Origin of the sequence: Bartonella sp. AP11XZML (assembly GCF_042196445.1) — a bacterium.
Classification (GTDB): domain Bacteria; phylum Pseudomonadota; class Alphaproteobacteria; order Rhizobiales; family Rhizobiaceae; genus Bartonella.
In genome coordinates this window covers 329,534-344,690 of record NZ_JBHIQF010000042.1, presented here as the reverse complement: position 1 = coordinate 344,690, position 15,157 = coordinate 329,534, and the positions used below count along the sequence as shown (strand labels likewise).

Here is a 15,157-nt window from a genome sequence, read left to right as displayed (position 1 = left end):
CAGTTTGTTGTTTTTCATCAGAAAGAGGATGAGAACTTCCTGAACCTAAGACTTCAATAACGTGACTTCCAAGAGAGGAAATAGTTGGAGATACAGAAGCCTGAGATTTTTGCCTTAAGTTTTGGCGGTTTTTTCTTCGACGTGGCAATTTAATAGCATGCTCTTGTGGTGCTGTAATCGTTGAAAGAGAAGAAACTGATTGATTTTGATTTAAATGCCGCATAGATCTGCTTCTACTACGTGGTAAACTGTTGAGAAATGAAACATTATCAATAAATACTGCAGATAAATACCAAACTTTTTCACCCCCATCCTCATCAATTCTCTGTTTTAAACCATACGTATAGGTTCCGCCATCAATAGTTTTAACATTTGCACCAGAAAAGCTTCTCAGGGTAAAATGTGCGCCTCCACTTTGATCAACAATTAAATCAAGTTCTGTTGAAGAAGGATCAACAATTTCAATACCGGAATCTAAAATATTTATTGTGTGAGAACCACGGCCATTTTTGATAAAGAGATAATCACCTTCTCCTTCTGCAAGGCTGACATTAAAATCGAAATGTAGACTCCCCAAAAGATTATCAATATAAAGCTTAGAGTAATGTAAATCGGATTCTGTAGAAGTAAAAATGACTTTTCCTACACCGCTTAACTGCTGAATGTGTGTACTTTTATCGTCAAACCCACGAGCAACGGAGTATAATTGAGCGTCTTCTCCGTTTAATTCAATGTTTTCTACTATAGTTTGTTGACCATTATCTCCAGCATCAAGATGGAGCCCACCAAAATCCTGAACTTTTATTTCTCCTCCTAATATTGCACCAGGAGAAATCCATGAATTAGCATTACCTTCAATCGTTAGATTTTTTACAATGCTACCAGCATAGACTTTTTGAACACCACCAGTGCGTAAAATGACTGTATTTGCTTCACCTCCTGCTAAAACACGCTGCACACCCTCTGAAAAGATTTCAGCATTTACAGCTAAACCGCCGGCTTTTTCTGCAAAGTTATCATCATTAGGAAACCACTTAGCAAGAGTTTGTACTCCTCCACTCATCACTTTTGTTCCCACAGCCATCCCATCATCATATACATTCTGCTGTCCCGGCGTATCACCTTGACCATAAAGTGTCGTGTTATAAGCACTGCTCCCCACAATTCCACCATTTACATAACCATTTCCGAAAACAAGCTGCTCCCCACCATAAATTTCAGCTCTCAATGCAGAGCCTCCCCCCTCCACTTTTTGTTTTCCACCCTCGTAAATAATCGTAGATTCTGAGACCCCCTGTTCCCCTACAATCTCAGTACCACCATTTTCAATGGTTGTATTTTTACTGAAACCACCAGCTTCAACATAAAGTCTTCCTGATCCCTGAATTGTATTATTAATAGACTTCTTAAGAACACCTTGCTCTCCATCATCAGAGACATAAACTACGTTATCATCACCGAGCAAAGAGCTTTGTAGAATTCCTCCTCCTTCCCCAATGCTGTAATGAATTACATCAGAGATACTAAAATCTTTTGCCGATGTCATATTTTCTTCTTTTTCAGGAAGCTTATCTATAGGCGACTCCACATGAGGTGAAGGAATTACAGGAGCAGAAGTTATTTGTGATGTAGCCAAAGACCAAGTCTTTCCCCCATTATCATCTTTTGTCTTTAAGCCATACATGTAGGCTCCACCATCAATCGTACTCGTCTCTTCACCAGAAAAATCTGTCAGAGTAAAATGCGCATTTCCGCTTTGAACATGAATTAAATCAAGCTCCAAAACTAAATTCTGATCTTGTAGAGGAGAATTGGTAATTTCAACACCAGAATCGGTAACACTTATGGTGTGATTACCTGATCCTTGTTTTATCAGAAGATAATCACCGCGCTGTTCTGCAAAATTAGTATGCAACCTAAAATGTAAACTCCCTGAAAGATCATTGATCTCAAGTTTAGAGTAATGTGGATTAAACACGGTAGAAGTAAAAATAACACGACCATTCCCACTCAGATTCTCAATCAAAGAACTTTCACCATCTATATTAGAGGCAATCGCGTACAATTTTGTATCTCTACCATTTAAGACAATTTTTTCTACTTCAGTACGAGATTGCTCTGCACCAGCATAAAGATAAATCCGTCCAGAATCATTAACCGTTGTCTTTCCTTCCAATGTTGCGCCACCATGTAACCACGATTGTGCTTGATCCTTAACGGTTAAATCTTTTACATAACCTCCTAAATCTATTGCCTGAAAAGCAGTTCCTTCTAAAAGAACGCCAATCGCGATTCCTCCCGCTAAAACATGTTGCTGTCCACCAGAAAAGACCTTCGTATCAAAGGCAAAACTGCTATAATGGTCTAGATCTTCTTCCACAAAAAGATTTTGTACCCCTCCTTCCATGATCTTTGTGCTAAAAACCTCTCCATCATCATACACATTCTGGTATCCTAACACTCCATTTTTACCAGAAACGATAGTGTCATAGGCACTGCTTCTTACCATCTCACCTTTGATATCAGACTTTCCTGAAACAAATTGCTCACCTCCGTAAATTTTAGCCCCTTCAGCTTTTCCCCCTCTTTAACCTTTTGTTGCCCACCTTTATGAACAATAGTATCCTGTGAAAGACCCTGTGTTTTAATAAGCTCAGTGCCACCTCTTTGAATTGTCGTATACAAGCTAAAACCACCGCTATAAACGGAAAGCTTTCCACCATCTTTAACTGTATTACTAATTGAAGTTTCTCCATTGCTATCAACTTCCTTGCTACTCGTGTCAAAGCTAGGATCTGCAATAGAAACAGTTGTTCCTTGATCAATTGTGAGTTCTGTAAGTAAATCACTTGATGAACCAGTATATGGTTTCAATACACTATCAAAAACTTGAGAAGTTGTCTCATCAATGGTGTGGTTTGCATCTAAGTACCAAATTTTACCAGTACCCTTATTGTTTCTATGTTTCAAACTGTACCGATAGGTTCCGGCATCAACAGTTCCGATTTTTTCACCAAAAGTGTTTGTCAGAGTAAAATGGGCATTTCCGCTGCGATCAGTAATTAATTTAAGCTTTTTGTAAGAAGAATTTGTAATTTCACGCCCAGAATCAGCCACACTTATTGTGTGAGAACCAGAGCCCCTTTTTTTAATCACAAGATAATCACTAAGCTGCTTGGCAAAATTGACATTAAAATCGAAATGTAAAGAACCTGAAAGATCATCGATATTAAGCTGTGAATAATGCTTATTAGTCCCTAAAGACGTAAAAATAACTCTCCCATTTCCTTTTAAATTCTTAACATTAATCTCAGTTTTTTTGCCGTTATCTTCAGACGCAATAATGTATAGTTTGCTATCTTCTCCATTTAAATTAAGATTTTCTACTTCCGTAACAGCTTCACCATTTCCAGCATAGAGATAGAGGTTGCCAAAATCATTAACATTTGTATCCTTATCTAATATCGCACCGGCAAAAACCCATGATTGTGCTTGATGATTAATTGTTAGATTATCCACGTATCCAGAATCATATATCTTCTGAGTAGCTCTATCGTATAAAGTAACTTCGCTCGCATTCCCTCCTGCAAAGATATTCTGCATACCATTTTTAAAAAGTTCGGTACTCAGTGCAAAAGCCCCCTCATTAATTGTAAAATCTTCATCTTTTATATCGGCTGTATCAGCATCTTCTGAGAAACCGTTATGAAAATTCTCTTTACCATCAAGATTCTGGACACCACCTTCCATAATCTTTGTGTCAACAGCCATCCCCCCACTATAGACACTTTGTATTCCTAGCATTCCATCTGCAGCATGAATTTCAGTGCCATAAGCACTACTTGCCTTATCTTCACGCGACAAACCATCCCCAAGAAACCCCTTACCAAAAATAATCTGCTCACCGCCATGGATTTGAGCCCCTTCTGCATTTGCACCACTCTCAACAATTTGTTTCCCCCCTTTTTTAACAGCGGCATATTCCGAACTGCTCAAGTTTTGGACAAACTCAATCCCACCATGCTCAATTGTCGTATCCCTGCTAACACTTGCTGCATCAATGTAGAGTTTTCCCCCTTCTCTAACCGTATTATTAATGGAATAAGCTGCATCTTTATAGTTAAAGCTATTTATTTCAGAACCTTCAGAGTCACGGTTAGTAATATAGATCGTAGCACCATCGCTTATTATTGAATTTGTGAGTACTTCAAAGAATAGCTTTTCTAATCTCTTCCTTTCCTCTTCTGAAAGATCACTTCCTTCTACTGTCTGTTTATTCTCTATCTTTTTTGATCCCCCCTTTTTTTCTTTTAGTCCCCTCACTTCCGATAACAACTTTCTTGTCTCTTCTAGGTGTTCACTGATACTTACTGGTGTTAATAACTTTTCTCTTGGTGTAGCTACTCCATATGCACTCGCAATCTTGACAAAAAAACCACTGGCCATTACCGCACAAAAACTTAATTTCAATTTGCGTTGCATTATTTACACTCCATAATTTTAAATTTAAATTCTCCCATTTAGAAAAAAGTGCATAGATCAAAACAACACAACGTAATTGCTCAACCTCATGTCTTTTAAGATAGCAAAGCATTCGATGGATTAAGCTCTGACAGATCAAATATACACCATGTGTTTTAAAATGCATGCACAACTAAAAGATTTAATTTGTTTTAGATACACTTTAAAAGTGTTATAATTGCATCCATGAAAAATATTTTTAATATTTTGAGACACTAAACACTGATCTACGAATAAGATTGATTCCTTAATAGATAAAAATGGCATTAAACTTTAAAGGAAACAGCAATGTGAATGAGAGCTGCGTTTATGGCCACCTATTGCCATCTTCTACAGCATTTAAAGCAGTGTCTTTATTTTATTCAATATGGATAATATATACACCACTTATTCATACTCATCAGTCCATAATCATTGTTCTAATATATAACGAAGTGTCATAATATTGACTCGACACTGATTTGAAATTTCTATAGTTATAGTCAGTTAACTCGTCATTTGATTTGTCATATACTGAAAGGGACATTCTATTCATGTCTATAAACTCAGAAATGAAAGCTACAAGCAACAGAAATTCCCCTCGTCGCATTTTGTTTGCAAGCCTTATTGGCCCAACAATTGAATTCTTTGATTTCTATGTCTTTGCCACTGCCGCAGCTCTCATATTTCCTCATGTGTTTTTTCCAACACAAAATGATCAGATTGCCATTTTACAATCTTTCCTGATCTTTGGAGCGGCCTTTTTTGCTCGGCCCTTTGGATCAATTGTTTTTGGACATTTTGGAGATAAAATTGGAAGAAAAGCAACACTTATTGCTTCTCTTCTCACAATGGGTCTTTCAACAGTCATTATTGGTTTTCTTCCTACTTATGAAACCGCTGGATGGTTTGCCCCTTTCCTCTTGACCTTGTGCCGTATTGGACAGGGAATGGGATTAGGAGGAGAATGGGGAGGAGCTGTTTTGCTCGCAACAGAAAATGCCCCTCCAGAAAAGCGCGGCTGGTACGCGATGTTCCCCCAATTGGGTGTTCCAATCGGTTTATTTTTATCTATTGCCGTTTATTTAGGTCTGTTGCATTTCCTTGATCATGAAGAACTTTTAGCTTGGGGATGGCGCATTCCTTTTATTGCTTCAGTTATTTTTATGATTATAGGATTATGGGTCCGTCTTTCAATCAATGAAACTGTTCAATTCAAAAAAACTCTTGAAAGTAAAGAACGTGTCAAAGTTCCTATCATCGATGTCTTTTTAAAATGTCCACGAATCCTATTTCTTGGAATATTTTCTGGTATGGCAACATTTGTTTTGTTTTACTTGGTCACTGCATATTTGTTAAGCTACTCAACAAACCATCTGCAATTGCCATTTCATCAAGCTCTTCAAGTCGAAATTGTTGGTGCTATTTTCTGTGGAATTTTTACTGTCATCACTGGAAAACTCGCTGATCGTATTAGACGTCGAACTTTGATGATTTGGGTTACAATCATCACCGGTATCTATTCTTTTGCAATTCCTTATTTCTTAAATTCTGGAGTTATAGGAGTCCTTGCAATGTCTGTTATCGGTTTGTCTATCATGGGGATGATATACAGTCCTCTTGGTGCTGTTTTGGCTTCACCATACCCAACAGCAATTCGATATACTGGTTCTTCTATTACTTTCAACTTATCGGGTATCGTAGGAGCCTCTCTTGCGCCTTATATTGCAGAATATCTGGTACAACATTTTGATACATCTTATATCGGCTATTATTTGCTTCTTGCTTCTTTTATTTCACTGATTTGCTTCGTCGGATTTACAGATGATGAAATATCCAACTAAAATATAATAAAGAAGAATAAAATAAGTACTGGCAGCAAAAATGCTGCCAGTTTCATTTTTAAAGACAGGGGTTGAGGTATTTTCCACCACAATATTCCCGCGAACAAGGCACTCAAAAAGAAAAATAAAAAATCTGCAATATTGCTTATATAAGAAACAGCAAACATTTCTGATAAGATATGCGTTGTCCCCAACCATGAAACGCAAAAGAAGGCCAACATCACAGCCCATAAAACAAGCAAAATTCGATCAATAATTATCATTATGGCGTTTCGTTTTTTTAATTATAGTCCATATATTTAACATGCCTAAAAGAAAAATCACAATAAAAACCCAACGCCCTCCCCCTGAGCCTTCCGTAATAAAAAGTGCAGGATTTACTATTCCCAGTAATCCTATAAAAATCAGAACAATAGATACAAGACGCATTAAACCTGTTTTTCCCAGCGACGATCTTCAGTCTGTTGCCAATACGTTAAATTATGATTTTCCATTTTATATTTTTTCCACTGTGCACGAACGAGATTCAACTGCTCTTCACTTCTACCATCAAATATCACGACAAGCCGTTGATAAGCATCAATATCCGAACAAACAGCTCCCTCTATGAGAAAACGAATCTTTGAATCATTCGGATTTTCTTGTCCTGTCGTAAGAAATACAGGCTGAAAGTTTGGATATTGATCACACTCCGTTCCATGTCCAATAAATGATTCATCAGTATAAACCCATAAATGTATATCTATAGAATCGCGTTGTTCTTTACTCACACACTGTATTGTTACTTTACCAAAACGAGCCAATGCACGCTCCACAAGCGTCGGCAAAATATCCTTCAGCGTTGACTGCGTCAAATGATAGAATAAAATATCCAATCTCTTAAGCCTTCATCATTCTTTATAAAAAGCTAACATCTTTTTAAAAAAACTTCTATATCCCTAATACAAAGGAAACGGTTCAAGATATAAACCCTCTTTTTTGATTGAGATGCATTATCTTTTTGCACGTGTCTTTAAAAGACAAAAATTTTTATCTTCAACGTTAATAAAAAAGTTTTTTAAGTTATTTTCTAGATTCTTTGTAGACTATAGTTGAAAATAAAATATAATATACGGAAAATTTAAAGAGGACCTCATAGGCAATTTTATATTATTTATTTGGTAAAAATATCCAATTCATGAAAGGATATTTTTTCAAACTTTATTACATTTTAACCGAAAGCAGTAAGAATATTTGCTATCGAATTAAAAACTGAGGATTTTCCCCAATTTATGCGTATTATTGAGTTCTACATCCTGAAACGTGTCCTTGTTTTGTTTAGTTCTGTCATGATTGCAGCAGTGGGCGTTAGTTGGACTATACAAATTCTTGCACGGATAAACTTTCTCACAACAAGTAAACAAACACTCCTCACAGTCTTACAATTTTCACTCTCATTGGTTCCTTCTGTTATTTTTGTTGTCATTCCGTTTGCATTAGTTATCGCAATTACAACCATCCTCTCAGCAATGCATCAAGACTCAGAACTTGCTGTCATCAATGCCTCTGGTTTTCCTAAAAGTATTGTTTGGAAACCTATCCTTCTTCTTGCTATTGTTGCATCCTGTATCTCCTTTTCTATAGCTAATTTTGTTGTTCCTCAAGCGCGTCTTCATATGCGACAAATGCTAGCAAGCGCTCATTTTGATCTTATTAATCTATTCATTAGTGAAGGGAGCTTCCAAAAACTCGCCAATAACCTTTACATAGAAATTGGTGAACGAAATCCAAATGGAACACTTGAACGCCTTTTCATTGCCGACCAGCGTGATCCTAAGACTGATCTTTTTTATTATGCAACAGACGCATCCATTGTGAGCAATAAAAACGGCAGTTTTCTGGTTCTCAATAACGGTGAAATAGAAAGAGTCAATCATCAAAATAACAGTGTTTCAATCGTGCAATTTAGCTCATATACTTTTAGCCTAGGAGAGTTTATCCCTAGTGATAAAACACCTACTCTTTATCCAAAAGATCGGTCTCTTTCTTATTTACAAAACCCTGACCCAAAAGATCCCTACTATCAACGAAAACCACTCCAATATAAAGCTGAATTTCACCGCAGATTAACACAATGGCTCTACCCTATTGTTTTTTCACTTATTGCATTAGCAGCAGCAGGGGATGTACGCTCCCATCGACAAGCTCGTCATTCCGCAAATATCTCGGCAATTGCCCTTTCTTTTCTGGTGTATTGGATAGGATATTTTTTCGCAGAAAAAGCAAAAAGCGATCTTGCATACGTTCCTCTCCTTTATATTATACCTATAGGAACAAGTGCATTTGTCTTTTTTATGCTTTTAACGAATCATAAAATTGGGCTTCCCACAAAAGTTAATGAGATACTTCAAATCGCTTTTCAAAAAATAATGAACAAATTTGAACATCGAAAATCTCAAGATTCCTCGGATGAAATATCATGATTGGGTGGACACTTGGACGATATTTTTTTATACGTTATCTTAAAATAACTTGTTATTTCTGGGGAAGCATTTTTGTTCTTGCTCTTTTAATCGATTTCACAGAGAATTCCGGTAGGCTATCTTCCCTTCCGCATTATACAGCAAAAGATGCATTTTTCCTCTCTGTTTTACGCATCCCTTTTATCATGCAACAACTTATCCCTTTCATTGCACTCTTTTCTGCAATGGCAACGCTTATCTCGCTCAACAAAAAACTTGAACTTGTGGTGACTCGTTCAATCGGTGTTTCTGCATGGCAATTTCTTATGCCAGCTTGTTTTGGAGCTTTTCTTTTAGGATTATTTTCAATTCTTCTCATTAATCCACTTGCTGCATGGGGATTTTCTCAAGCAGAAAAAAAGATGACTGAATGGCGCAATCACAATGTACTAACACCTCTTCACAATACAAGTATCCACTGGTTAACACAACGTACAAATTTAGGCAGAACAACCATTGGTGCTAAATCTATCACCGATCAAGGACTTTCTCTTCTCGATGCCACCTTTGTACAATACAATGACAATGCAACCGTTAAAAATTGGATTAACGCCCCAAAAGCAACCTTGACTAATGGATTTTGGCTATTAACAAATGGAACAATCTATAAAATAGGGCATCCTCCTGAAAAATTTACCGTGTTGCAAATAAAAACCAATCTAAAACCTGAATTTTTAACGGAACGTTTAGTGAATCCCGCAACTATTCCATTTTACCAATTGCCAAAAAAAATTATGATTGCACGTTCATTTGGCTATTCTGCTAATAATTTTGATATGTATTTCCAATCTTTGATTGCATTACCGGCATTGCTTGTGGCAATGACCCTCATTGCAGCAACTGTATCTTTAAATTTTACACGTTTTGGGCAATCTAGAATGTTGATTCTTGGTGGCGTAATAGCTGGGTTTATGCTTTATGTTATTTCCGTACTTGTTCAAGCTTTCGGTAATGCTGGATATATTCCACCAATTATTGCAGCTTGGACACCCGTTGTTATTGCGTTATTCTTAGGAATCTCTTTTTTACTTCATAAAGAGGATGGCTAAGTGAAAGCATTAACACTTAAAAAAACTATTTTAACAAAATTAAGTGCTCTCGCTTTTAAAAGTGTTGTGGGGGTTATTTTAGGAAGTGCTTTGTCTTATTGTGCGCACGCTCAAAGCCTTCTATCTCCTTCTCAAAGTCGCATTCAAAATCCGGAACCTCCTCTTTTGCTCTCTGCGGATGAACTCATCTACAATCGTGATGAAAACACTGTTTCTGCACACGGTAATGTTCAAATCGAATATGATGGCAATAAAGTTGTCGCTCAAAAAATTATTTACAATCAAAAAACAGGACGGCTTATAGCACAAGGGAACGTTGAAATTACTCAAAAGGATGGTAATAAAATTTATTCCAACCAAATTGATATGACCAAAGATCTTGGCGAGGGTTTTGTAAACGCCTTACGTATTGATACAGCCAACAATGTTCACTTTTCAGCCCAAAATGCTACACGCAAACACAACCACATAACAGTCTTTGAAAATGCAACCTATACAGCCTGTGAACCTTGCTCTTATAAACCAGATAGAGACGTCCTATGGAAAATTAAAGCAAGAAAGATCATATGGAATAATAACATCAAAAAAATTCGGTTTGAAAATAGCAGTTTTGAAGTTTTTGGTGTACCGATTATAAAATTTCCAAATTTTGAGATCTATGATCCAACTGTCAGGCGTGCTAGCGGTCTGCTTACTCCTCATTTTTTTTATACTGATTATCTCGGTATGGGGATAAAGAATTCTTATTTCTGGAATCTCGCCCCCCATTATGATTTTACCCTTTCTTCTACGGTTTATACCCAACAAGGGCTTTTAACCGAAGGGGAATGGCGTCAGCGTTTAAAAACGGGACGTTATAACATTCGCTTTGCTCATATATATCAAATGAAACCGCATAGATTTGATAATGATACGATTGATGCCCAACATAAAAACCGTTATATGCTGGCGACAAAGGGGGATTTTCGTATTAATTCACACTGGACTTATGGATGGGATATTCTTGCACAATCAGATCGGCATTTTAGTCGTGCCTATAAACTTGAAAACTATAACAATCCTACACAACTTTCTCAGATCTATCTGAATGGTCTTGCAGGAAAAAATTATTTTGATATGCGTTTTTATCATTTTAAAGTTCAAGATTCAATATTGAATGATCCTCATTATGAACGTCACTCTCGGCAAGCGTGGGTCTTACCACGCATCGATTATTTTTTCACACCAGATGAACCCATTTATAATGGAGAGCTTACCTTCCATAGTAATATGCAATCAGTTTATCGTCGCCATGCTGACTTCAGTTCACCCGACCAGAACGGAACCCCTCTCAACACAGTAAAACTTTCTGGTATGGCTGGAAATAGTTTGCGTTTAACAAACGAGCTTCAGTGGAAAAAGCGCTTCAACACGCACAACGGACTCATCTTAACCCCTCTTCTCTCTCTACGAGCTGATATCATTACAACCAATGCAAGCGAAAATCACACAGATTCTATAGAAAACAATGCCTTATCCGCAATTCATGGTTCAGCAATTCGTGGCATGGCAACAGCAGGGTTGGAACTACGTTATCCCTTCCTCATTACAGCTGATCATTCTACACATATTATAGAACCAACTGCACAAATTTTTATACGCAATAATGAACAATATATTGGACAAATTCCTAATGAAGATGCTCAAAGCTTTGTCTTTGATGCAACCACTCTCTTTCAACGAGACAAATTTTCTGGTTATGATCGTGTAGAAGGTGGTACAAGAGCCAATATAGGTATAAGATATTCTGGAAGCCTTAATGATAATTGGTCTCTTTATGGTCTCATTGGACAATCCTTCCATCTAGCAGGAAAGAATTCTTTTGCAGAAAAGGACTTTATCAATGTCGGTACTCATTCTAGCTTAGAGGCAAAACGTTCAGACTATGTTGCAATGTTTGGTACAACCCATAAAAGTGGTTTTTCCTTAGAAACGCGTGGACGCTTTGACAAAAAAACAGGAAAAATCCGCCGTAGTGAAATCGAAGCATCACAAAAATGGCAAAATTTTTGGGCGGCTCTACAATATGCCTATATCGCAAAGCAACCAGACTATGAATATTCTCAAGAGCGCCAAGAAATTTCTTTTCAAACAGGACTTAAATTAGCAGATTATTGGTCCATTAATAGCAACGCCGGTTATGATTTAGTATCTGGTACATTTATAAAGCGAGGAATTAGCTTGAGTTATATGGATGAATGTTTCGGGTTAACATTCGGTTATCAACAGGTAACGAATCCAGGCAGGAAAGCACCCTTGCAAAACTTTAATTTCTCTCTTTCATTGCGTACGATTGCAGATATCGGAAAAAAGATAGATTAATTTATAAAGGGAATGTATCAGTCATTTAACTTATCATTGTTTTTATGAAAGAAAGCGTGTATTTTAAGTTGTTGATGAGAATTAATAAACAATGCGAAAGCCTATTTACATGAATAAATTGAAAAAGCGTTTTCTTGCTTTATTTTATATTGCGTCTTTGAGCGTAAGTAGCCTGTTAATAAATGGATTTTTGATTCCGACAGTCTTTGCGCAGACTTCTATTGTTGTTACAGTTAATGGCAACCCCATCACAAATTATGATATACAAAGACGCCTTGCTTTTCTCAGATTACAACAAAAGCAAGGCAATTTGGTGGCACAGGCTAAAAAAGAGCTTATTGACGAAAAGCTAAAAAATATTGAAATAAAACGTCTTAATATTGAAGTAAGCAATGATGAAGTTGATAGAGCTTTTGAGAATTTTGCGACACAAAATAATATGACGATTGATCAGCTCAACCAGATTCTGATCCAAACTGAGATCACAGTGCAACACTTTAAAGATTACATCCGTGGACAAATAGGATGGGGGCGTCTTGTTAGCGCACGCTATCAAGCTGAAACAGGTATGATTAGCGAACAAGAAGCTGTACGCAGAATATTAAAAAATGGTGGTGTAAAACCTTCAACCAACGAATATACATTACAGCGAATTGTTTTTGTCATTCCTGCGCATCGTCGTTCAGAGATCTTTGAAAGACGTCAAAGAGAAGCAAGTAATTTTCGCGCACATTTCCGTGGATGTGCCAATGCTCACAATCAAGCAAGAGGTATTTTAGACGTTACTATCCGCCACTTAGGAAAGTTTCTGGAGCCACAACTTCCTAATGCATGGGAACAAGCTATTCTTGAAACGCCTGCTGGAAAAATGACAAAATTACAAGAAACATCTGATGGAATTGAAGCAATTGCTGTCTGCAAAATAAAAAGAGTTTCTGATGATTATGTCGCTCGACTGATATTTTCTCTTCAAGATAGTAAAAAAAGAAGCCCGCAAAAACTTGAAGAATTAAGCGACAAATATTTAGGAGAACTGCGGCGAGTGGCACGCATTCAAAATTCATAATGGCTGCTCTTATTGTTAGTGGTGGTGATCCTGCCGGTATTGGTCCTGAAATAGTATTAAAAGCGTGGAATTTGCGTGTTACGCGCCAAATTCCACCTTTTGTACTTCTTGCTGATCCAGATGTTATTCGTTCGCGCGCTCGTTTTTTACAGATTGATGTTGAGGTGCAATCTGTTTTAAGCAATAATCCTGCAAAAAATTTTCAAAACGCTCTTCCTATCATACCGTTAAAAAACAAACAAAGTGATCAATTAGGTATACCTTCATCGAATAATGCCGCTGGAATTATTGAAGCAATTAAACGCTGTGTTCAATTGATTCAAAATGGCCATGCATGTGCACTTATCACTTGTCCTATTGCAAAAAAGAATCTTTATGATGCCGGTTTTCAATTTCCAGGTCATACAGAATTTTTAGCTGATTTAGCCCATAAAGCTTTTCATAAATACTATCATCCAGTTATGATGTTAGCAGGACCTCGATTAAAAACAGTACCAATAACTGTTCATATTCCATTTAAAAATGTTCCTTCACAGCTTACCCGTGATTTAATTATTCAAACGGTACTTATTACTGAATGTGACTTAAAAACACGGTTTAAAATAACGTCACCCCGACTAGCTGTTGCTGGTCTTAATCCTCATGCTGGAGAAGGAGGTGCAATGGGCAAAGAAGATATTGAAGTTATCACTCCTGCTATTGAATATCTTAAAAAGAAAGGACTCAATATTGCAGGCCCGCTACCTGCCGACACAATGTTCCATGAATGTGCAAGAAAGGCATATGACGTTGCCATTTGTATGTATCATGATCAAGCCCTTATCCCTGTTAAGACATTAGACTTTGACAGCACTGTTAATGTCACGTTAGGTCTACCTTTTATTCGCACGTCTCCAGATCACGGAACTGCTTTTGACATTGCTGATAAAGGGATAGCCTCTCCCGAAAGCTTTATTGCTGCTCTTAAACTTGCAAATCAACTTGCAAAAAATAGTTTAAACCCATGCCAATAGATAATCTCCCTCCTCTGCGTGAGGTCATTGATATATATGGATTACAAGCGCATAAATCTTTGGGGCAGAATTTTCTTTTTGATCTTAATTTAACATCTAAAATTGCTCATCAAGCAGGCAATATAGAAGGAAAACCTGTTCTTGAAATTGGTCCAGGTCCCGGAGGTCTCACACGTGCCTTGCTAGCAAAGGGTGCCATTGTAACAGCAATAGAACGCGATGAGCGCTGCATACCGGCTCTCTTAGAAATAGAAAAACACTATCCTAAAAAATTAAAAGTTATTTGTAATGATGCACTGAAGCAAGATTTCTCAAAACTCTTTGAAACAAGCCCTGTAAAACCGCGCATTATTGCAAATCTTCCCTATAATATTGGGACACAACTCTTATTAAATTGGCTTTTGACTGAACCATGGCCTCCTTTTTATGAATCAATGACATTGATGTTTCAACGTGAAGTTGCCAAACGGATTACAGCTAAACCTCAATCTACTCATTATGGACGTCTTAGTGTCTTAACTGGCTGGCGTACCACTGCTAAAATTGCTTTTGATGTCCCCCCTCAAGCCTTCATACCAATACCTAAAGTAACGTCTTCCGTTGTTCATATTATTCCGCGAATACAACCTCTTTCCTGCTCTGCACAAAAACTAAGCCTCGTCACAAAAACCGCCTTTGGGCAAAGACGAAAAATGCTTCGTCAAAATCTCAAAATACTTGGAGGTGAAAAGCTATTAGAAAAAGCTGGAATTGATGGAACGCGCCGTGCTGAAACGCTCTCGATTTCTGAATTTGTAACTTTAGCGCATCTAGTGCTCTAAAA

Annotated in this window: 10 protein-coding genes and 1 pseudogene; 7 read left to right on the top strand and 4 right to left on the bottom strand. The window is 37.2% G+C overall.

Features of this window, described 5'->3' with window-relative positions; translation table 11 throughout:
* Positions 1-4,482 (bottom strand): annotated as a pseudogene (locus ACFIMG_RS09940) (pertactin-like passenger domain-containing protein); the annotation flags it as partial.
* Positions 4,483-5,054: 572 nt separating this feature from the next.
* Between ACFIMG_RS09940 and ACFIMG_RS04855 the strand changes: the two are divergent.
* Complete coding sequence (locus ACFIMG_RS04855) at positions 5,055-6,344, top strand: MFS transporter (protein ID WP_375679043.1); 1,290 nt, start codon at positions 5,055-5,057, stop codon at positions 6,342-6,344.
* Here ACFIMG_RS04855 and ACFIMG_RS04850 read toward each other — a convergent pair.
* From ACFIMG_RS04850 to ACFIMG_RS04840, 3 genes are read right to left on the bottom strand one after another with little or no spacing between them, the layout of a single operon-like run.
* Positions 6,341-6,607 (bottom strand): hypothetical protein, encoded by a 267-nt coding sequence (locus ACFIMG_RS04850; protein ID WP_375679042.1) that lies wholly within the window; start codon positions 6,605-6,607, stop codon positions 6,341-6,343. The genes ACFIMG_RS04855 and ACFIMG_RS04850 overlap by 4 nt on opposite strands.
* Complete coding sequence (locus ACFIMG_RS04845; RefSeq protein WP_375611245.1) at positions 6,594-6,773, bottom strand: hypothetical protein; 180 nt, start codon at positions 6,771-6,773, stop codon at positions 6,594-6,596. The genes ACFIMG_RS04850 and ACFIMG_RS04845 overlap by 14 nt, the downstream gene beginning before the upstream one ends.
* Entirely contained in the window at positions 6,773-7,219 is a 447-nt protein-coding gene (locus ACFIMG_RS04840; RefSeq protein ID WP_375612923.1) for a DNA polymerase III subunit chi, read from the bottom strand. The genes ACFIMG_RS04845 and ACFIMG_RS04840 overlap by 1 nt, the downstream gene beginning before the upstream one ends.
* A gap of 396 nt (positions 7,220-7,615) precedes the next feature.
* Here ACFIMG_RS04840 and lptF point away from each other — a divergent pair, with 396 nt between their 5' ends.
* The 6 genes from lptF (at position 7,616) to rsmA (ending at position 15,155) form a co-directional block, all read left to right on the top strand.
* Positions 7,616-8,806, top strand: coding sequence for an LPS export ABC transporter permease LptF (lptF, locus tag ACFIMG_RS04835; RefSeq protein ID WP_375679041.1), 1,191 nt, complete (start codon positions 7,616-7,618; stop codon positions 8,804-8,806).
* Positions 8,803-9,894 (top strand): LPS export ABC transporter permease LptG, encoded by a 1,092-nt coding sequence (gene lptG, locus ACFIMG_RS04830; protein WP_375645472.1) that lies wholly within the window; start codon positions 8,803-8,805, stop codon positions 9,892-9,894. Before lptF ends, lptG begins: the two co-directional genes overlap by 4 nt.
* Complete coding sequence (locus ACFIMG_RS04825; RefSeq protein ID WP_375679040.1) at positions 9,895-12,255, top strand: LPS-assembly protein LptD; 2,361 nt, start codon at positions 9,895-9,897, stop codon at positions 12,253-12,255. It abuts the gene before it with no gap.
* A 109-nt stretch (positions 12,256-12,364) separates the two neighbouring features.
* Positions 12,365-13,321, top strand: coding sequence for a SurA N-terminal domain-containing protein (locus tag ACFIMG_RS04820; protein ID WP_375612927.1), 957 nt, complete (start codon positions 12,365-12,367; stop codon positions 13,319-13,321).
* Complete coding sequence (gene pdxA, locus ACFIMG_RS04815) at positions 13,321-14,334, top strand: 4-hydroxythreonine-4-phosphate dehydrogenase PdxA (RefSeq protein ID WP_375679039.1); 1,014 nt, start codon at positions 13,321-13,323, stop codon at positions 14,332-14,334. The genes ACFIMG_RS04820 and pdxA overlap by 1 nt, the downstream gene beginning before the upstream one ends.
* On the top strand, positions 14,325-15,155 hold the full coding sequence (rsmA, locus tag ACFIMG_RS04810; RefSeq protein WP_375679038.1) for a 16S rRNA (adenine(1518)-N(6)/adenine(1519)-N(6))-dimethyltransferase RsmA: 831 nt from the start codon (positions 14,325-14,327) through the stop codon (positions 15,153-15,155). Before pdxA ends, rsmA begins: the two co-directional genes overlap by 10 nt.
* Positions 15,156-15,157: the final 2 nt, after the last annotated feature.